Consider the following 19090-nt stretch of genomic DNA (forward strand, 5'->3'; position numbering starts at 1 on the left):
CTACCAAAAGTGCGCACGGGGCCGAAGGCCCTACATGTCTGCAATCGCCTCGAGCGGCTTCGTCTTGGCCGCTCGGTTGGCCGGCCACAGCGCCGCCAAGACACCCACCACACCCGAGCCGATCAGCATTCCGACCACCTGACCCCACGGGATCGTGATCTTGTCGAGGCCCTGATCCGCGAGAGTGCTCACGAAGGCCCAACCGAACGCGATGCCGAGAACAACTCCGACCGCCGCGCCGTACACCGCGATGAGCACCGACTCGAGGTAGATCGTGCGTCGCATCTGTCCGCGCTGCATGCCGACAGCTCGCAGCATTCCGATTTCTCGTCGCCGCTCGACCACCGACAGTGCCAGGGTGTTGATGATGCCCAGGATTGCGATCACGACCGCGAGTGCAAGCAGTCCGTAGAGGATCGCCAACAACGTGTTGATCTGCTGGCCCTGAGTTCCCTTGAACTCCTCACGATCCTGCACCTGGACGACGACGTACTTCTCCGTGGCCGTTTCGAGCTCGGATCGCAGCGTTGTCAGATCCGCGCCAGGCTTCGCCTTCACCAGCACCACGAAGTCCGGCAGACTCTCGGCCGGCATCAGCTTCCTGTACGCCTCGTCCGAGACGATCCACGAGCCGATCAGCTGGTTGTCCTCGAACACTCCCGCGACAACGGTCTGGTACTCGACGCCGCCAGGACCGGTCAACGTCTGGGTCGAGCCGACAGTCCAGCCCTTGTCATCCGCAGTCGACTTCGAGACGAGCATGTTGTTGCCGGTCAGATCGACCGTGCCCTCGAGGATCTTGTACTCGAGCACGCCTTCGATCGGGCCGTCGAACGAAGCGCCCTGCTCGTCCTCACCGTCGACCTTCGCACGCACTCCGTGCAACGACGTCGCGCTCTGCACGTCGGGCACCTGTCGGACCGCGTCGGCCGCACCTCGCGGCACGCCGATCGCGTTGGGACCGGTCAGGATGTAGTCGGCCGAAACACCCACGTCGACAAGAGCATTGATGCTCGCCTTGGCCGAGGAACCGAACACTCCGATGACCGTCACCAGCATCAGACCGAGAGTCAACGCGAATGCCGTTGCGGCCGTGCGACGGGGATTGCGCACCGCATTGGTACGAGCCAATCGCCCTATGGCACCGAACGGCTTGGCGAACACGGCACCGAGCGCGCCGACGATCGGCCGCGACAGCGCGGGAGCCCCGAGAAGCACCGCGATGATCAACGAGAACGCACCGAGGCCGACGATCAGCGCCGCGCCACCACCGGTACCGCGAGAGCCGAACACGAGCAGTGCCACACCGATCACGCCGAGAATCGCACCGATCAACGTCCGCACTCGCAGTGAGTCACCGGTGGAGGCGAACTCCTCACGCATGGCCGCCACCGGCGGGATCTTCGACGCACGACGAGCCGGGGCGTAAGCGCTGAGCGTCGTGACGACGACGCCGACCACCAACGCGACGATGATCGTGCGGGCACCCACCTGGAGCGGGCCTTCCGGCAGACCGACGTCGAATGTGTTGAGGAGACTGCGCAATCCGTAGGCGAGACCGATACCGCCGAGCAGACCGATGATGCTGCCGATGAGTCCGACCACGAGCGCCTCGGTGACCACCGAACGGCCGACCTGCGCTCGGCTCGCACCGATCGCACGCAGCAGCGCCAGCTCACGAAGACGCTGCGCCACGATCATCGAGAAGGTGTTGTAGATGATGAACGTTCCGACGAGCAGAGCAATCGCGCCGAACGCCAACAGGAAGTAGTTGATGAAGCTCAGCGCCGAGTCGACCTCGGCCTTGGTCTCCTCACGAACCTGGTCGCCGGTCTGCACCTTGAGATCGGGGAAAACCTGCTCGACGCGTTGCTGCAGTTCCGTCTGCGACACCCCGTCGCCCGCGACGTCGATGTACTCGACGTGTTGGCCGTCGGTGAAGAGTCCACGGGCCTGCTCGTCGGTGAAGAGCGCGCCGATGAACCCGCCGGTGTCACTGCCCGCCCCCTCGTATATGCCGGACAACGTCACGTCCACGATTCCGCGGGCCGGTGCCAGAACCTTGGCGGAGTCCCCCACCTTCAGTCCGGCTCGCTCGGCGGCGCTGGTGTTCAGCGCGACCTGACCGGTCTGCGTCGGAGGCGCGCCCTCGACGAAGGTGTCGGGTTCGGCAATCGCCTGGCCCGGCGGTAGGTAGGACTGACCGATACTCGGCGCGCCGCCGGTCTGAACAGCGCCGCCGTCTGCGTTGATCAGGACGATCTGTCCACTGACGGCCGGGGCTACCGCTCGGACACCGTCGACTGCGGCAAGTTTGTCGACATCCTCGACCGGAACGCCACTGGTGTTGCGCTCTTCCATCGATACCCGGACGTCGACGCCCTGGGCGGTGTTCTCGAAGATCGAATCGAAAGTCTTCTGGAGGGTGTCGGTGAAAACGAACGACCCCGCGACAAAAGCCGTGCCGAGCACCACGGAGAGAACCGTCAGCGCAAGTCGCACCTTGTGTGCCGCCAGGTTGCGCAGGGAAACCTTGCGCATCGGCGAGTTACTTACCGAAGCCATGTGCTCAAGCCCCGGCTTCCACGTTCACGACCGCCTGCGGAGCGTCGAGCCGCTTCATACGATCAAGGACCGAATCCGCCGTCGGCTCACGCAATTCGTCGACGATCTTGCCGTCCGCGAGGAACACGACACGATCGGCGTACGCCGCTGCCCGCGGATCGTGCGTCACGATCACCACCGTCTGGTTGAACTCGTCCACGGCCGCCCGCAGGATCGAGAGCACCTCCCCGGAGGACTTCGAATCGAGGTTTCCGGTCGGCTCGTCGCCGAAGATGATCTCCGGCTGACCCGCCAGCGCACGCGCACACGCCACACGCTGCTGCTGACCACCCGAGAGCTCTCCCGGCCGGTGATCGAGGCGATCCCCGAGACCCAGCTTGGTCAGGACGCTGTTCAACCAGGTCGGGTCCGCTTTGCGTCCCGCGATGTCGAGCGGCAACGTGATGTTCTCGAGCGCGGTCAGGGTCGGCACCAGGTTGAACGCCTGGAAAACGAAACCGATGCGATCGCGTCGCAATTGGGTCATCTGTTTGTCGGAAAGCGTCGTGAGTTCCGTGTCACCGATGAGAACAGAACCCGAACTGGCGGAATCCAGACCGGCGAGGCAATGCATCAGCGTCGACTTACCGGAACCGGACGGCCCCATGATCGCCGTGAACTCACCGCGGGCGAAATCTGCGGACACCGAACTGAGGGCGTGCACCTGGGTATCTCCGGTGCCGTAGGTCTTGGACAGGCCGACTGCGCGGGCCGCGACATCCTGGGCGTGCGAACTCATGATCGCCTTTCCTGTTCACTTCGGTGCTACTTTGCGGGCGTGACGGGCGCCCGTGAAAACACGGACGCCCGCAATGGTTGGTTCCATCCTGTCGGGTGGCGGGCGCGCCCGCCATCGGGGACCACCCTGATATTTGCGGCCGAGCCGGTCAGGGTCGGGGGAATGCGACCCCTCCTGCTTGTGCGCATTGACTGGAAACAGCGATACGAAGACCGGGCGCACATTAACCTTGTGACACCAATCACACGAGAGAGGCGGCCGAATGTCCGACGCCACCGCTGGAATCATTTTCGATCGGCTAGAGCACTGGGCGACGGTCAAGCCTGATCAAGCAGCGATGACCTTCCAAGGGACCGAATTCACGTGGGCTCAGTGGCGGGACCGCATCTTGCGTATCGCCGCCGCCCTCGCCGAATCAGGCATCGGTGCCGGCGACACTGTCGCGTTCGTCGACAAGAATCATCTGTCCTGTCTCGAAGTCACCTACGCCGCCTCACTACTCGGCGCCGCGAATGTCGTTCCCAACTGGCGACTTTCGAGCGAAGAGCTGGATTACGTTCTCGCGGACTGTGGCGCTCGCATTCTGTTCGTCGGCAGCGAACTACTCCCCCAGGTCGTCGCGATGCGAGACCGCTTGACGGCCGTCGAATCGATCTTCGCCGTCGGCGGTGAACACGACGAATTCGAGCCGTGGATCGACGAGGTCACACCGCTGCACTCCCGCCCCGAGGTGAGCCCCGATGCCACCGCTCTGGTTCTCTACAGTTCCGGGACGACCGGTCGCCCCAAGGGTGTCCAGCTCACGCATCGAAACCTGTTCGCGCACAGCAACAATGTCCTCGAAATCCTGCCGGCCCACGAGGATCACCGATTCTTGATCGCGATGCCGATGTTCCACGTCGGCGGAACGTGCTACGCCATCATGGCAATTCACACCGGTGGCCGCTGTTACTTCACGAGAGAAGCCGACGGACCGTCGATCTTCGCCGGTCTCGCCGCCGGAGCCAACATCGCCTTTCTCGTCCCACCGGTCATTGCCGGAGTCCTGGCCGCAGGCGAGCAGGCGGTCGCCGCCTTCAAAGCATTCAAACGCATCACCTACGGCGCCGCCCCCATGCCGCTCCCACTGTTGCGCGCGGCACTCGCAGCGTGGCCGGACACCGAATTCGTGCAGGTCTACGGCATGACCGAAATGGCAGGCGTCATTACCGCGTTGATGCCGGACGTTCACCGCGACGAGTCGCAGGTCGAGCGCATGGCATCGGCAGGTACGGCGATCCCCGGCGTCGAGATGCGCGTGGTGGACCCCGTCACGCTCGAGGACGTGCCCACCGGAACGACCGGTGAACTGTGGTGGCGATCCGAACAGTGCACACCCGGATACCTGGGTAAGCCCGAGGCGACGGCCGAAACGATTACCGCAGACGGGTGGCTACGTAGCGGCGACATGGGCCGCGCCGACTCCGACGGCTTCGTCTTCATCGAGGACCGCCTCAAGGACATGATCATCACCGGCGGCGAGAACGTCTACTCCCCCGAGATCGAACGAGTACTGGTGGAGCATCCGGCAATCGCCGAGGTCGCGGTCATCGGCGTTCCCGACGACCGTTGGGGTGAAACCGTCAAGGCTGTCGTGGTTCTCACTGCCGAAGCGCAGATCGACGAAGCCGAACTGATCACCTATACACAGGAACGCCTCGCAAAGTTCAAGTGCCCGACCAGTATCGACGTCGTCGAGATTCTTCCCCGCAATCCCACCGGAAAGATCCTCAAACGCGACCTCCGCAAACCGTACTGGGAGAACCGCGAACACAAACTGGTCTGAGTTCGCGTGCTGTAATGGGGCGGTGACTTCGCGCCGCCCCACCACACCCAATCCGACCGATCCGTGCCCGTGCGGCAGCGGCAACGCGTTGGCCGAATGCTGCGGCAAGTACATCAGCGGAGTAGCGCACGCACCGACCGCCGAAACCCTGATGCGTTCGCGTTACACGGCTTTCGCTGTGATGGACGACGAATATCTCACGCGGACTTGGCATCCCGACCATCGCCCAGCCCAACTCGATCTCGACCCCGACCAGAAATGGCTCCGGTTGGAGATCCTGGACACCGAACGGGGCGGGCTGTTCGATTCCGACGGCGTCGTGGAATTTCGCGCTCACTACACATTCGGACGCGAGCGGGGAATGCTCCACGAACGCAGTCGATTTGCGCGAACAGAGGGTAAGTGGCTCTATGTCGACGGCGATATCGGTTAGGTAACTCCGGGCACCGCCGCCGCGGATCCCGATAACGCGAGCCCTACGATCGAGTCATGACAACGAACCGGACGAGATCATTTGCCGCTGTCGCTGCCATCGCAGTGGGCGTGAGCCTGACTGCCTGTTCGCAGGACGCGGAGACCACTCCCACGGCAGCCACCTCGGCCGTCACCTCGACCTCGACCTCGAGTGCAGCAGCGTCGACCACAGAACCAGTCCCGACGGACAGCTCCGACAAGACGTCGGCTGCGGGCACCGAATCCAAGCTCACCGTCGTCGACATCCGAGTGGGCGAGCACGACGGATTCGATCGTGTCGTCTACGAAATGGGCGGAGCCGGCACACCCGGTTGGCGCGTCAAGTACGTCGACGCGGCGACGCAGGAAGGCAGCGGTAAGCCCGTGGACATCAAGGGTGCCGCAGTGATCCAGGTCCTGATCGACGGTTCCGCATATCCCTTCGACAGCGGAGTCGAGCAGTACTCCGGCCCCAACCCGGTCCCCGGCGTCGGCGGAGTCGTGACCGAGGTCAACGGGTCGAACGTCTTCGAGGGAGTCACGCAGTCGTTCATCGGCGTGACCGAGAAGCAGCCGTTCACGGTCACGACGCTCAGCGACCCTCCTCGCGTGGTGGTCGACGTGGCCCGCTGAGGCCGCACTTGACCTGAAGTTTGGTTGAGGTTCTACCTTCGTGTCGTACCGGCCACGTAATCTTCGTGGCCGGCGACCGGAGGGGCGAAGTCATGAGTATGGAAGTCACCGCGTGGAACGCGATGTACAACGCGATGCACGCGCAAGAAGATCGGCGCCCGTTCTCGAAGGCGACACTGAAGCGGATCGCGACGTTCGCAGTTCCACAGAAACGCAACCTCAGCTGGTACCTCGTACTGAGTGTCGTCACTGCTGCGCTTGCCGTGGCAACACCTGTCCTGGCCGGGCGCGTGGTCAACGCGATAGTCGGCGGCGACGCCGTCGACGTGGTCGTCAAACTTGCCGCCCTGATCGCACTGGTTGCACTTCTCGAAGCCGCTCTGGGACTGTTGACCCGGTGGCTCTCGGCCAGCATCGGCGAAGACCTGATCCTGCATCTGCGCACCACCGTCTTCGATCACGTCCAGAAGATGCCCATCGCGTTCTTCACCAGAACTCGAACCGGAGCACTGGTCAGCCGTCTCAACAACGACGTCATCGGCGCTCAGCGCGCCTTCAGCGACACCTTGTCCGGAGTGGTCAGCAATCTGGTCACCCTGGTGATCACGCTGATCGTCATGCTCGGGATCTCCTGGCAGATCACCGTCCTCGCGCTGCTACTTCTCCCGATCTTCGTCATCCCCGCACGGCGCATGGGCGCAAAACTTGCAGCACTCAATCGTGAAGCAGCCAACCATAATTCGCTCATGAGCACCCAGATGACGGAGCGGTTCTCCGCTCCCGGCGCGACTCTGGTCAAGCTGTTCGGCCGCCCGTCGCAAGAATCTGCGGAGTTCGCGGTTCGCGCCAGGCGTGTGCGCAACATCGGAGTCCGGACCGCAATGCTGCAGTCCGTCTTCGTCACAGCACTGACGCTGGTCTCGGCCCTTGCTCTTGCCCTCGTCTACGGACTCGGCGGCTTCTACGCGCTGCGCGGACAGTTGGACGCCGGCGCCGTCGTGGCGATGGCACTGTTGTTGACGCGGCTGTACTCACCGTTGACCGCACTGGCCAGCGCCCGGGTGGACGTCATGAGCGCCCTGGTCAGCTTCGAGCGGGTATTCGAGATTCTCGATCTGGCGCCGCTCATCACCGAGAAGCCCGATGCACGCACGGTGCCGCAGGGCCCGGTGTCCGTCGAGTTCAAGAACGTCACTTTTGCTTACCCATCCGCGGACAAGGTGTCTCTCGCGTCCCTGGAGGAAGTCGCGATCCTCGACACCCGCGGCGGCGAGGACGTGTTGCACGACCTGTCGTTCCGCACCGAAGCAGGACAGATGGTCGCCTTGGTCGGCACGTCCGGTGCCGGAAAGTCGACCGTGGCGCAGATGATTCCGCGCCTCTACGACATCGACTCCGGTTCGGTCGAGTTGGGCGGCGTCGACGTCCGCGACCTCAGTGCCGATTCCATCCGGGAGACCGTCGGCATGGTCACGCAGGACGGGCACCTGTTCCACGAGAGCCTTCGATCCAACCTGCTCCTTGCGCGACCGGATGCCACCGAAGAAGATCTGCGTGAGGTTCTGGAGCGCGCACGGCTCACCGACCTGGTTGCGTCGCTGCCCGACGGACTGGAGACCGTGGTGGGTGAACGCGGTTACCGCCTCTCGGGCGGCGAGCGTCAACGCCTGACCATCGCACGCCTGCTCCTGGCCCAGCCTCGCGTCGTCATCTTGGACGAGGCCACCGCGCATCTCGACTCGACGTCGGAAGCTGCGGTTCAGGAAGCACTCGGCGAAGCACTCGCCGGGCGGACTGCGGTGGTGATCGCTCACCGATTGTCGACGATCCGTTCCGCGGACCTGATCCTTGTCGTCGAGGCAGGCCAGATCGTCGAGCGCGGCAACCATGAGGAACTGCTCGCGCGCGGCGGCCGCTACGCCGAGTTGTACCGCACGCAGTTCGACACCAACGCCCGGAAGAACGGCGCCCTCGCACCGACGCCGATCTGATACCGCGCAGCGCCTTGCCCACACACACACACACACAGAAAACAGGCGCTGTCCTCCTCGCGGAGGGCAGCGCCTGTTTCAGTCTTTATGTCAGTCGTTGAAGCTGTAGGTCAGTCGTTGTAGCGATCGCGTCCGCCACCGCGGCGGTCGTCACGTCCACCGCGATCGTCCCGGCCACCACGGTCTCCACGGCCACTCGGACGTCCCTGCGGCGGCCCGAAATCAGGCTGCAGCTGGATCAGGACGCCGGAGATGCGTGTGCGACGCAAAGCTTCGAGAGTCTCGTTGGAGAGGTCGGCCGGCAGCTCGACGATGCTGTGATCCGGGCGAATGCTGATGTGCCCGAAGTCGCTTCGACGAAGCCCACCCTCGTTGGCGATGGCACCGACGATGGCACCCGGAACGACGCGGTGACGCTTGCCTACGGCGATGCGGTAAGCAGCCAACTCCTGGCCCTCGGGCCCACGCGAGCGCGGGGCCGGTCCGTCGTCGAAACGACGCGGAGGACGTGGTTCACGAGGCTCGCGCTCACGACGCGGCGGTGCCGGCGGCTCGGGAGAAAGCAAGAATGCTTCGCCGTCGCGCGACTGCAACGCCAGAGCGGCAGCGATGTCGATGAGCGGAACGTCGTGTTCCTGGTCGTAGTCCTCGATCATCTTGCGGAACATCGCGAGATTCTCCGAGGCCAGGCTCTCGGTGATGGAGTCACCGAACTTGGCCACGCGCTGGGCGTTGACGTCGTCGACACTGGGAAGCTGCATCTCCGCAAGCGGCTGACGGGTCGCCTTCTCGATGGACTTGAGCAGATGACGCTCACGCGGGGCGACGAACAGCAACGCGTCACCCTGACGACCGGCGCGGCCGGTACGACCGATGCGGTGGACGTACGACTCCGTGTCATGCGGGATGTCGTAGTTGACGACGTGGGAGATTCGATCCACGTCGAGGCCTCGAGCAGCAACGTCGGTCGCGACGAGGATGTCGAGGGCGCCGTTCTTGAGCTGACCGATGGTCCGCTCACGCTGTGCCTGGACGATGTCGCCGTTGATCGCGGCAGCCGAGTGCCCGCGGGCCCGCAGCTTCTCCGCCAGGTCTTCGGTGGCCTGCTTGGTACGGACGAAGATGATCATCGCCTCGAATGCCTCGACCTCGAGGACTCGGGTCAGTGCATCGAGCTTGCGCTGATGAGCAACCTGAATGTAGCGCTGCGTGATGTTCGAGGCGGTCGACGTCTTGGACTTGACGGTGATCTCGACCGGATTGTTCAGGTACTGCTTCGAGATCCGGCGAATCGAGCCGGGCATCGTTGCCGAGAACAGAGCGACCTGCTTGTCGCCGGGGGTGTCGCGGAGGATGCGCTCGACGTCCTCCTGGAAGCCCATCTTGAGCATCTCGTCGGCCTCGTCCAGAACGAGGTACTTGAGATTGGTCAGATCCAGGGTGCCCTTTTCGAGATGGTCGATGACACGACCAGGCGTACCGACGACGACGTGCGCACCGCGGCGCAGTCCGGACAGCTGGACGCCGTAGCTCTGGCCACCGTAGATCGGCAGGACGTTGAGTCCGGGGATGTGCGCGGAGTACTTGCCGAAGGCCTCGGCAACCTGAAGCGCCAGCTCACGCGTGGGAGCAAGCACCAGCGCCTGGGTCTGCTTGATCGACGTGTCGATCCGCGACAGGACTGGAACTGCGAAGGCTGCGGTCTTGCCGGTACCGGTCTGTGCGAGACCGACGACGTCCTTGCCTTCGAGCAGCGGCGGAATGGTGGCAGCCTGAATGGGCGAGGGCGACTCGTAGCCCACGTCTGACAGTGCCTTCAGTACCCGATCATCGATGTCGAGGTCGGCAAATGTTGGGGGTTCGGGGTCACGCTCAATATCACTCATTTGACCAGCAGTTTAGCGGATAGAGTATAGACACGACGACATACCGGGGGTGCATTTACGACAGATCCACCCTCCCAGCGGGTTTCGCCTAGCGTAGGAAGCATGACCGAAGCCACCGCAGCCACCCCCTCCCAGACCGTTGTCGCGATTGCCCAATTCGCCCCGGGGACGGACAAGAAAGCCAACCTCGAATCACTGCGATCACTGGCTTCCGATGCAGCAGCACGCGGCGCGAAAGTTGTCGTGGCGCCGGAATACTCGATGTTCACCGCACCGAAGACGGATGAGCGTTTGATCGAGTCCGCGGAGGACCTGGACGGCGAATTCGGTTCGGCGCTGGCGTCGGTCGCCGCGGAGTTCGGAATCTTCCTCGTGGCAGGAATGAACGAGCGGATCGACGACGTGAGCAGAATCTCCAACACCCTCGTCGCGATGGACCCGAACGGCGAACTGGTGGCGACCTACCGGAAACTGCATCTCTACGACGCCTTCGGTTACCAGGAGTCGGCCGTGATACGCGCGGGCGCGATCACCGAACCGCAGACTTTCGGGTGCGACGGCCTTTCCTTCGGCCTCCAGACCTGCTACGACCTGCGCTTCCCGGAAGTCACCCGGCGCATCGTCGACGTCGGCGCAGACATCTTGCTCCTGCCCGCCCAGTGGGTGCCGGGGCCGCTCAAGGAAGACCACTGGACCACTCTCGTGCGCGCCCGGGCCATCGAGAACACGATGTACATCGCAGCGGCAGATCAGAGCGCGCGCGGCGGCGCGGGTGCCAGCATGATCGTCGACCCGATGGGCGTCGTGATGTGTTCCCTTGGCGAGCAGGTCGGGGTCACCACCGCACTCGTTTCGGCTGCTCGCATCGCCGAGGTACGCGAGAAGAATCCTGCTCTCGCGCTGCGGAGGTTCACAGTCTCGTCGCGGTGACCTGCAGCGAGTAGCGTCGAACTGGTCGGGGTTCGAGCTTCTCGAGGACAACGCAGTGACCCAGTATCGGGATCGATCTTCCGCCGGCAAATTTCTGGCCGGGCGGCTCGAGACCTTGCGTATCGACAAGCCCGTCGTTCTCGGACTCCCGCGCGGCGGAGTTCCGGTCGCAGCCGAGGTGGCTGCGGCACTGAACGCTCCGCTCGACGTCGTGGTGGTGCGCAAGCTCGGCAGTCCGTACAACCCGGAACTGGCGATGGGCGCTATCGGTGAGGGCGGCGTGCGGGTCCTCAACCACGACGTCATCGCAGCGGTTCGCGTCTCGAAAAGAGAACTCGTCGCCGTCGAACGCAACGAGCGAACCGAATTGGAACGGCGGGCGCATCTCCTGCGCGAGGGGCGGACCCCGGTTTCCCTCCACGGACGCACTGCGGTGATCGTCGACGACGGAATGGCTACGGGCGCGAGTGCCGCCGTTGCCTGCCGATGCGCGCGCACCGCGGGTGCTGCCGCCGTGATCGTCGCGGTCCCAGTAGCGTCCCCCGAAGCCATGAGAGTGATCGCGTGCTCCGCCGATCGGGTCGTCTGCCCCTTCGTTCCTGCCCTGTTAGGCGGCGTCGGTGCTGCATTCGAGGACTTTCATCAACTCAGCGACGACGAAGTGCTGTCCTTCCTCGCCTGAGTGCACACCTCTCCAGCCTGAGCACAGTCCAAGAGATCTCTGAGAATTTGTGATGTGTGCAACATTTCGCTCCTCGGTGCCGATAGCCCAAATGGAACAAAAAGAATTCGGCTTTCTGGAGGAACCGTGACCATCTCGACCGATACCGTCGACGCCGTCGCAGCTGCGTGCCGTGACCGCCTGGGCGACCCTTCCGCCTGGGTTGCGTCAGACGCTTATCGACAGAGCCTCGCCCTGTGCATCATCGAATCCGTTCAGTCCACGTCGGGTCACAGCGAAGTGACCGTCGTCGATCGCTACTTGGCGTACCGGAAAGCCCGCGAGGACAAACCCGTCACGGATGGCGCACGTGAACTACTCCGCACCTTCGAGGAAGCCGGCAGTTCGGACCAGTGGGCAGGCAAGATCGGCTCGTACAAGCGTCGCTACACGGCGACGGGTGTCCCGATCGAGGCACGGCACATCCAACAGGTCGCCGAGAAACTCCATCACTTGCGGATCAACAGCGTCGAGGACCTGCTGTCGGCCGCCGATTCCGACAACGCTCTCGACGCCGTTCACCATGCCTGGGTGGACGCGTGCGGAGACGGTTCCGAAGTGACCTGGGCCCACCTGTTGATGTTGGCCGGAATTCCGCACACCGATCTGGGGACCGCTGCCGACACCTTCATCAGCGCGACACTCGGCACCACCGAGTTGCCGGGAGACACCTCGGAGATCCTTGCAGCTACTGCAGAGCAACTCGGAGTGGATCCGGACCGATTGGACTACGCAATTCGGCGGTGGCTGTCCGTGCACGGTCGCACGCTCCAACACGTCGCCTGAGTACCTATAAACAGGCGGTCACACTAAACTGCAGGTCAGCGCCCGACCAGTTCTACCGAATAGTAACGACAGTGCAAAATGACGACTAATGTGATGCAATGCACATCAGAAATGTCAGTAGTCACTGGAGGGGTCAATAGTGCGCGAGTTCTCAGTTCCACAGTCGTTCTCAATTCCGGAGAACGTATCCATGGCCGACTCCGTGTTCCGTCACGCCGAAGAAGACCCCACATTCGTGCCGTTCAAGAGGCCGTCGAACGGTGGATGGGTCGACGTCACTGCAGCTGAATTCGCGAAGCAGGTCTCCGCAGTTGCCAAGGGCCTGATCGCGTCAGGTGTCGAGCTCGGCGACCGCGTCGCTATCCTGTCAGCGACTCGCTACGAGTGGGTCGTTCTCGACTACGCCATCTGGACTGCAGGCGGATGCACCGTCGCGATCTACGAGACCTCCTCCCCTGATCAGGCGCAGTGGATCCTCGAGGATTCAGCGACAACACTTCTGGTCGTCGAAACGGCCAAGCACGCGGAGACTCACAAGGAAGTCACCGACGGCGCAGAAGCCCTCCGCGAGGTTCTTGTCATCGAGTCGGGTGCGATCGACGAGCTGTCCAGTCGCGGTTCGGCAATCACCGACGAAGAACTGCACACTCGTCGTCACCAGGTCACCGCTGCCTCGCCCGCGACCCTGATCTACACCTCCGGAACCACCGGACGCCCCAAGGGTGTCCAGCTGACGCACTCCAACTTCTACGCCGAGTCCAACGCCTGCCGCCTGGCGATGCCGGAGTCCATGGTCCCCGGCAAGAAGACTCTGATGTTCCTGCCGCTTGCCCACGTATTCGCGCGAGCGATCTCCTTCGGCGCTTTCGACGCCAAGGTCACCGTCGCCCACACGTCGGACCTGACGACGCTGCTCGAGCAGTTCGCCGGCTTCAAGCCCAACTTCATCCTCTCGGTGCCCCGCGTGTTCGAGAAGGTGTACAACTCGGCTCGCCAGAAGGCAGTCGACGGCGGTAAGGGCAGCATCTTCGACAAGGCTGCTGCCACCGCCATCGAATACAGCGAATCCCTCGAAAAGGGTGGCCCCGGACTGGCACTCAAGCTCAAGCACGCGGTATTCGACAAGCTCGTCTACTCGAAGTTGCGCGCAGCTCTGGGTGGCGAGTGCGAGCGTGCAGTCTCCGGTGGCGCAGCCCTCGGCGCGCGCCTCGGCCACTACTTCCGCGGCGTCGGCATCCCGATCTACGAGGGCTACGGACTCACGGAGACCAGCGCCGCAATCACCGTCAACACCTCGAGCGCGCAGCGCGTCGGCACCGTCGGCAAGCCGATCAACGGCCATGCAGCACGGATCGCCGAGGACGGCGAACTCCTCCTGCAGGGCCCGGTCGTGTTCGCCGGCTACTGGCACAACGAGAAGGCCACTGCCGAATCCATCGTCGACGGCTGGTTCCACACCGGCGACCTCGGCTCGATCGACAACGAGGGCTACGTCTCCATCACCGGACGCAAGAAGGAAATCATCGTCACCGCGGGCGGCAAGAACGTCGCACCGGCAGGCCTCGAAGATTCCCTGCGTGCGCACGCTCTGATCAGCCAGTGCCTCGTCGTCGGCGACGGTCAGCCGTTCATCGGTGCACTGATCACCCTCGATCCGGAGACTCTGCCCGGTTGGGTCGAACGCAACGGCCTGCCCGCCGGCACCCCGATTGCCGATCTGGTGAAGAACGCCGACCTGATCGCCGAGATCGACTCGGCCGTTGCCGACGCGAACAAGAAGGTCTCCAACCCCGAGCAGATCAAGAAGTACACGATCCTCGAGGTCGACTTCACCCAGGAGACCGGTGAATTGACGCCGACGCTCAAGCTCAAGCGCAACATCATTCACGAAGCTCACAAGACCAAGATCAGCGACCTGTACGCCTGATCGATCGTCTTTCACGAGTCTGGCCCGGTTCGAATGCGAACCGGGCCAGACTCGTTTCACTGTCCGGCGGAGAGTAGTTCCTTTTCGATCTCGGATGGAAGGCCGTGCACCGCACGATCCTCCCGCTGAGTCGGCAGAGTTTCCCGCTGCATCCACTCCCAGGTATCGCGCACGGTGTCTTCGACGGGCCGGCACCGCAGCCCTGCTTGCCCCGCCTTGGCGGTGTCGGCTTCGAGGAAGCCCGCGAACTCACCCTCCTGCGGCACCCAACACGGAAGTTGTGTCCACGGCTGCGCTCCAGCGGCCGCCAGCCTGTCCTCGTCGATCCACACGAGTTCAGCGTCCGAACCGGTGGCAACCACGCACGCCTGGAGGAGTCCGGAGGTAGTGGTGTGGCCGGACGGGCTGATGACGTCGTATGCCCCGCTGATCCCGGCGGCCAGTCCGGACAGGACAAAGGTTGCGATGTCGCGGGCATCGACGTACTGCAACGGTCTGGTCGGCACTCCGGGAGCAACGACACGTCCGCCCGCCGCGATACGCTGCAGCCACCACGGCAACCGCCCGATGTCCTCGCGCGGGCCGAGGATCAACCCTGCCCGCGCGAGTAACGCGTCCGGGAAGGATTCCAGGACAGCGAGTTCGGCCCCGCGTTTGGCGGACGCGTAATCGCTGTAGTCATCGGAGGTCGCAGATGCGGCCACCACTGGTGAGGTCTCGTCTACGTGCAAGCCCCATTGGTAGACGGATCCACTGGAGATGTATGCGTACCGGTCGACGTGACCGAGTAAGACGCGCGCATTTTCCCCGATCACTCGGGGGCTACCCGACCAGGTGTCGACGACAAGATCCCATCGACGATCACCGAGCGCATCAACCATCGCACGCTGATCGGTGCGATCCGCGAACAGGACCTCCGCTGTAGGTGGTGGCGCTCCGGTGAGCCCACGATGGAGCACTGTCACCTCCCAGCCCCGAGCCAAAGCGGCATCGACGAGAGCGTGGCCGAGGAACCGTGTTCCTCCGAGCATCAACAGCTTCATGAGGGCCATCGTCACTTGAAAAGCGTCGTGCGGCAACACGTTCGTCTGGTAGCGCAATTTCCGGCGACTGGGGCACGGACGAACCGCTCAGATACCTCGTCCGGGATTGAGAACGTTCTTCGGATCGAATGCGGCCTTGACTGCAAGCATCATTTCGCGTTCGGTCTGGCCGACCATGTCCGCCATGTACGGCGCTTTGAGAACCCCGATACCGTGTTCACCGCTGATCGTTCCGCCCAACGCCAGTGCGCCGGCAACGATGTCGTCGAAAGCTCCGCGCGCACGATCCTGCGCACCCGATTCGGCAGCGTCGAACACGATGGTCGGGTGGAGATTGCCGTCGGCGGCGTGACCGAAGGTTCCGATCGTGACGCCGTGGCGATCGGCCGCTTCACGAATGCATTCCAACATGGACGGCAACGCCGGCACCGGCACCGCGACGTCGTCGAGAAGTACCGTGCCCAACGCCTCGAGAGCCGGCAAGGCCATGCGGCGCGCGGCGGTGAACTCTTCACCTTCCACCGGATCGTCGGTGTGGAAAACCTCTCGGGCCCCGGCGCTTTCGCACGCCGCGGCGCAGTCCGCTGCCTCGGCGGCCGCCGACCTACCGTCGCACTGGATGAGCAGCATCGCCCCGGCCGATTCGTCCAGCCCCATCTTGGTCAGCCGATTGACGGCGCCGATGGTGACGTCGTCCATCAACTCCATCTGACACGGTTCGGCCACCGCCGACACGGCGAGGACGGCGTCGATCGCGGACTCCGCGGAATCGAAGAACGCAACGACGGTGGTCGCGGCAGTGGGCGCCGTACGCAACCGCATCGTGGCTTCGACGATGACCGCGAGAGTGCCCTCCGACCCGACGAGCAGATGTGTCAGGTCCAGCCCCGCAACGTTTTTGCGCGTTCGTGCACCGGTACGGATCACACGCCCATCCGCCAGTACCGCTGTCAGGGCCGCGACGTGATCACCGGTGACGCCGTACTTGGCGCAACAGATGCCGCCTGCATTTGTCGCCAGGTTGCCGCCGATACTCGAGATGGACCGGCTTCCCGGATCCGGTACGTACCAAAGACCCTGCTGTGCAGCAGCTTCCGCCAGGTCACCGTTGATCACTCCGGGCTCCACCGTGGCGGTGCGCGCGGCAGGATCGATCTCGAGAATTCGATCCATGCCCGCGACGCTCAAGACGATGCATCCGTCAAGTGCGTTGGCGGCGCCGGCCAACCCGGTACCTGCCCCTCGTGTCACCACCGGAACGGCGAGTTCGTGGGCCACCGCCATGACCGCAACGACGTCGTCGACCGTCTTCGCCTTGACCAGCGCGGCGGGCCTTCCGGCTGCGGTGAGCAGTGATTGATCCCGGACGTACGCACCCATTCGGTCGGGATCGGTTGTCGCCCTGTCCCCCACCGCTTTCTGCAGACGCTCGCCCAACAGATCGATACTCGTGGTCATTTTGTTCGTCCTTCGTAGAATCCGCGCACATGGCGCTCGACCAAAACGGCGGCCTCGTCAGCTGCGCCGCGCTCGATCGCGTCGGCGATACCCTCGTGCTCTGCCAGCAGTGCGCCGAGCGTGGCCGCCGAGTTCTCGCGCGAGTCGAGTTCACTCAGCAGGTAGCCGGCGATGCTGTCGCGGAGAACCGTCATGACCAACCCGAACGCCTTGTTCCCGCCGGCTCCGGCCAGCGCAACGTGAAAGTCGACATCGGCGTCGTGGAATGCGACCGAGTCGTCGGCAAGGGTTGCGACGCGCATCCGCTCGATCGCATCCCGGGCGCCGTTCGGCACCGCGACGACAGTGCGCAGCGCAGCAGCTTCGAGCAGCACTCGCAATTCGACAAGATCGCCCAATGGAACTGCACCCACCTGCAACGCCGTGCTGAGAGCTGTGGCCGCGGAATCGGCCGTATGCTCGTGCGTCACCCGAGGCCTGGCAGTAGAAGTGGTGTCCGCGCCGGTCAACAATCCCTGCGCTTGCAGGACCCGAAGGGCCTCACGGACCGTCGATCGACCCACCGAGAACGTCTGTGCAAGTTCCTGTTCGGTGGGCAATGCCTCACCGACCGGGAGTGAACCGTCGAGAATGGCAGCGCGGATTCGTCCCGACACGGCAAGGCTGAGCGGCATGCGCGACAACGGAGTCGTATCCATGCCGCGACGCTACCACCCCTTGCCTGCTTGTCTGACAAACTGTTTAATTGAGGAGATTCGTGACCCGGACCACAACAGAGAAGGTGCCGACCATGACCGACAAGCTCGAATTGGATCCCGCGACCACCGCCGTCGTGCTCATCGAGTACCAGAACGACTTCACCACCGAGGGCGGTGTTCTTCACGAGGCCGTCGCACCAGTCATGGAATCGAACGGACTCCTCGCGAACACCGCCGCGCTGGTCGATGCGGCCCGTGCGGCGGGTGTCACCGTGATGCACGCACCGATCACCTTCGCCGAGGGGTACAACGAAATCACCTCGCATCCGTACGGAATCCTCAAGGGCGTCGTCGACGGAAAGGCCTTCGTGAAGGGTTCCTGGGGAGCTGCGATCGTCGACGACCTCACTCCAAAAGACGGCGACATCGTCATCGAGGGCAAGCGTGGACTCGACACTTTTGCCAGCACCAACCTCGATTTCATTCTGCGTAGCAAAGGAATTCGCACGATACTTCTCGGCGGTTTCCTGACCAACTGCTGCGTCGAATCGACCATGCGCACCGGATACGAGAACGGCTACCGGGTCATCACACTCACCGATTGTGTAGCCGGAACTTCGGTCGCCGAACACGAGAACGCGATCACCTACGACTACCCGATGTTCTCGCACCCCGTCACGTCGAAAGAGGTGCTCGGCGCGCTCTCCTGAGAGGACTACCTGGAATGCGCGAGAAGGAATTCACGGCTGACGTTGGTGACACTGGCGTGAACCTTCTCGTGCAGCAGGTCGTGACCGGCGTCCTCGAACTCGCGCATCTCGACGTTGCGCAGCGTCCGCGCCCAGTCCCGGACGGGATCGACCGGGGCGATCCGGTCGTCGGTACCGTGAACGACCAGGACTGGGATGCCCGCGTCGGAGAGTTCCGCCCACCCGTGTTGCTCGACCGCACTGCGTGGAATGCCGCACAGCACTGCGGAGGCAAAATCGTGATCGCGATGAGCCAGCATCGTCAGCGCCGTCACCGCACCCAAGGAATGGCCCATCACCGCCTGCGGGACTTCGGGCAGTTCCGCCAAAGCGATGTCAGCGAGCGCGGCTGCATCGGCAGCAAGATCGGAGAGCGGAGCCCCGACTCCCGGATCACCCTCTGACAAACCGTGCCCGGTGTGATCGATCGCCCACACGTCGATCCCCGACGCCGTCATTGCGCCCGCAAAGCGGTGATACTGGCCGCTGTGCTGGCCGAGACCGTGCAGAAAGACCAGTGACACCGTGGGCACCGCACCCCCTGCCGCCGGCCAATGCCGAAAGTGCACCTGACCGGTTCGTCCGTCGAAGAAAGGCATGATCGTCATTCTGCACGCCGCTACCGATATCCGCGGCTCGTGAGCGAT

General features: G+C 63.7%; 16 protein-coding genes. 9 read left to right on the forward strand and 7 right to left on the reverse strand.

The features are described 5' to 3' along the window. Nucleotides 1-30: 30 nt before the first annotated feature. Both GN300_RS00845 and GN300_RS00850 read right to left on the reverse strand, forming a co-directional pair. The gene (locus tag GN300_RS00845) at nucleotides 31-2565 is read right to left on the reverse strand and encodes an ABC transporter permease (RefSeq protein ID WP_019749299.1); all 2535 of its coding nucleotides are present in this window, start codon (nucleotides 2563-2565) and stop codon (nucleotides 31-33) included. A gap of 4 nt (nucleotides 2566-2569) precedes the next feature. Further along, nucleotides 2570-3343 (reverse strand): ABC transporter ATP-binding protein, encoded by a 774-nt coding sequence (locus tag GN300_RS00850; RefSeq protein WP_003945134.1) that lies wholly within the window; start codon nucleotides 3341-3343, stop codon nucleotides 2570-2572. A 262-nt stretch (nucleotides 3344-3605) separates the two neighbouring features. Between GN300_RS00850 and GN300_RS00855 the strand changes: the two genes are divergently transcribed. From GN300_RS00855 to GN300_RS00870, 4 genes are all read left to right on the forward strand, one after another. Beyond that, nucleotides 3606-5168, forward strand: a complete 1563-nt coding sequence (locus GN300_RS00855) for a long-chain-fatty-acid--CoA ligase (RefSeq protein WP_003945105.1) — start codon at nucleotides 3606-3608, stop codon at nucleotides 5166-5168. Nucleotides 5169-5190: 22 nt separating this feature from the next. After that, on the forward strand, nucleotides 5191-5601 hold the full coding sequence (locus GN300_RS00860) for a YchJ family protein (RefSeq protein WP_042923391.1): 411 nt from the start codon (nucleotides 5191-5193) through the stop codon (nucleotides 5599-5601). 56 nt (nucleotides 5602-5657) lie between these two features. Beyond that, nucleotides 5658-6254: a hypothetical protein gene (locus tag GN300_RS00865; protein ID WP_063316855.1), complete on the forward strand. Its 597-nt coding sequence runs from the start codon at nucleotides 5658-5660 to the stop codon at nucleotides 6252-6254. A gap of 92 nt (nucleotides 6255-6346) precedes the next feature. Continuing rightward, complete coding sequence (locus tag GN300_RS00870; protein WP_019749303.1) at nucleotides 6347-8245, forward strand: ABC transporter ATP-binding protein; 1899 nt, start codon at nucleotides 6347-6349, stop codon at nucleotides 8243-8245. Between the two features lie 110 nt (nucleotides 8246-8355). Here the strand turns inward: GN300_RS00870 and GN300_RS00875 are convergent, their stop codons facing one another. Then, nucleotides 8356-10131 carry a DEAD/DEAH box helicase gene (locus GN300_RS00875; RefSeq protein WP_003945121.1) on the reverse strand — a complete coding sequence of 592 codons (1776 nt, stop codon included), beginning with the start codon at nucleotides 10129-10131 and terminating at the stop codon, nucleotides 8356-8358. A gap of 102 nt (nucleotides 10132-10233) precedes the next feature. On the opposite strand from GN300_RS00875, the gene GN300_RS00880 reads away from it, so the two are divergent. The 4 genes from GN300_RS00880 to GN300_RS00895 all read left to right on the forward strand — a co-directional run bounded on the left by GN300_RS00880 (nucleotide 10234) and on the right by GN300_RS00895 (nucleotide 14495). Beyond that, nucleotides 10234-11061, forward strand: a complete 828-nt coding sequence (locus GN300_RS00880) for a carbon-nitrogen hydrolase family protein (RefSeq protein WP_063316854.1) — start codon at nucleotides 10234-10236, stop codon at nucleotides 11059-11061. Nucleotides 11062-11116: 55 nt separating this feature from the next. After that, a complete protein-coding gene (locus GN300_RS00885; protein WP_063316853.1) occupies nucleotides 11117-11743 on the forward strand; it encodes a phosphoribosyltransferase in 627 nt (208 codons plus the stop codon). 126 nt (nucleotides 11744-11869) lie between these two features. Further along, a complete protein-coding gene (locus GN300_RS00890) occupies nucleotides 11870-12568 on the forward strand; it encodes a hypothetical protein (RefSeq protein WP_058228429.1) in 699 nt (232 codons plus the stop codon). A gap of 139 nt (nucleotides 12569-12707) precedes the next feature. Then, a complete protein-coding gene (locus GN300_RS00895; RefSeq protein ID WP_042450345.1) occupies nucleotides 12708-14495 on the forward strand; it encodes a long-chain fatty acid--CoA ligase in 1788 nt (595 codons plus the stop codon). A gap of 56 nt (nucleotides 14496-14551) precedes the next feature. Here GN300_RS00895 and GN300_RS00900 read toward each other — a convergent pair whose 3' ends face one another. The 3 genes from GN300_RS00900 to GN300_RS00910 all read right to left on the reverse strand — a co-directional run bounded on the left by GN300_RS00900 (nucleotide 14552) and on the right by GN300_RS00910 (nucleotide 17694). Further along, complete coding sequence (locus GN300_RS00900; RefSeq protein WP_082845821.1) at nucleotides 14552-15547, reverse strand: NAD-dependent epimerase/dehydratase family protein; 996 nt, start codon at nucleotides 15545-15547, stop codon at nucleotides 14552-14554. A 78-nt stretch (nucleotides 15548-15625) separates the two neighbouring features. Next, entirely contained in the window at nucleotides 15626-16996 is a 1371-nt protein-coding gene (locus GN300_RS00905; RefSeq protein WP_058037438.1) for an FAD-binding oxidoreductase, read from the reverse strand. Further along, nucleotides 16993-17694, reverse strand: coding sequence for a FadR/GntR family transcriptional regulator (locus GN300_RS00910; protein ID WP_063316852.1), 702 nt, complete (start codon nucleotides 17692-17694; stop codon nucleotides 16993-16995). The genes GN300_RS00905 and GN300_RS00910 overlap by 4 nt, the downstream gene beginning before the upstream one ends. 92 nt (nucleotides 17695-17786) lie before the next feature. Here GN300_RS00910 and GN300_RS00915 point away from each other — a divergent pair, with 92 nt between their 5' ends. Further along, on the forward strand, nucleotides 17787-18404 hold the full coding sequence (locus GN300_RS00915) for a cysteine hydrolase family protein (RefSeq protein ID WP_030536921.1): 618 nt from the start codon (nucleotides 17787-17789) through the stop codon (nucleotides 18402-18404). Between the two features lie 5 nt (nucleotides 18405-18409). Here the strand turns inward: GN300_RS00915 and GN300_RS00920 are convergent, their stop codons facing one another. Continuing rightward, nucleotides 18410-19051: an alpha/beta hydrolase gene (locus tag GN300_RS00920; protein WP_003945142.1), complete on the reverse strand. Its 642-nt coding sequence runs from the start codon at nucleotides 19049-19051 to the stop codon at nucleotides 18410-18412. Nucleotides 19052-19090 lie beyond the last annotated feature (39 nt).

Source organism: Rhodococcus sp. Ni2, from assembly GCF_021352185.1.
Taxonomy (GTDB): Bacteria; Actinomycetota; Actinomycetes; order Mycobacteriales; family Mycobacteriaceae; genus Rhodococcus_F; species Rhodococcus_F qingshengii.

What these genes read in the sequence shown, in the direction of transcription:
- GN300_RS00915 (WP_030536921.1), top strand. Translation starts at nt 17,787, where the DNA reads ATGACCGACAAGCTCGAATTGGATCCCGCGACCACCGCCGTCGTGCTC.
- GN300_RS00880 (WP_063316854.1), top strand. Translation starts at nt 10,234, where the DNA reads ATGACCGAAGCCACCGCAGCCACCCCCTCCCAGACCGTTGTCGCGATT.
- GN300_RS00870 (WP_019749303.1), top strand. Translation starts at nt 6,347, where the DNA reads ATGAGTATGGAAGTCACCGCGTGGAACGCGATGTACAACGCGATGCAC.
- GN300_RS00875 (WP_003945121.1), bottom strand. Translation starts at nt 10,131, where the DNA reads ATGAGTGATATTGAGCGTGACCCCGAACCCCCAACATTTGCCGACCTC.
- GN300_RS00920 (WP_003945142.1), bottom strand. Translation starts at nt 19,051, where the DNA reads ATGACGATCATGCCTTTCTTCGACGGACGAACCGGTCAGGTGCACTTT.
- GN300_RS00910 (WP_063316852.1), bottom strand. Translation starts at nt 17,694, where the DNA reads ATGGATACGACTCCGTTGTCGCGCATGCCGCTCAGCCTTGCCGTGTCG.
- GN300_RS00865 (WP_063316855.1), top strand. Translation starts at nt 5,658, where the DNA reads ATGACAACGAACCGGACGAGATCATTTGCCGCTGTCGCTGCCATCGCA.
- GN300_RS00855 (WP_003945105.1), top strand. Translation starts at nt 3,606, where the DNA reads ATGTCCGACGCCACCGCTGGAATCATTTTCGATCGGCTAGAGCACTGG.
- GN300_RS00845 (WP_019749299.1), bottom strand. Translation starts at nt 2,565, where the DNA reads ATGGCTTCGGTAAGTAACTCGCCGATGCGCAAGGTTTCCCTGCGCAAC.
- GN300_RS00905 (WP_058037438.1), bottom strand. Translation starts at nt 16,996, where the DNA reads ATGACCACGAGTATCGATCTGTTGGGCGAGCGTCTGCAGAAAGCGGTG.
- GN300_RS00900 (WP_082845821.1), bottom strand. Translation starts at nt 15,547, where the DNA reads ATGGCCCTCATGAAGCTGTTGATGCTCGGAGGAACACGGTTCCTCGGC.
- GN300_RS00850 (WP_003945134.1), bottom strand. Translation starts at nt 3,343, where the DNA reads ATGAGTTCGCACGCCCAGGATGTCGCGGCCCGCGCAGTCGGCCTGTCC.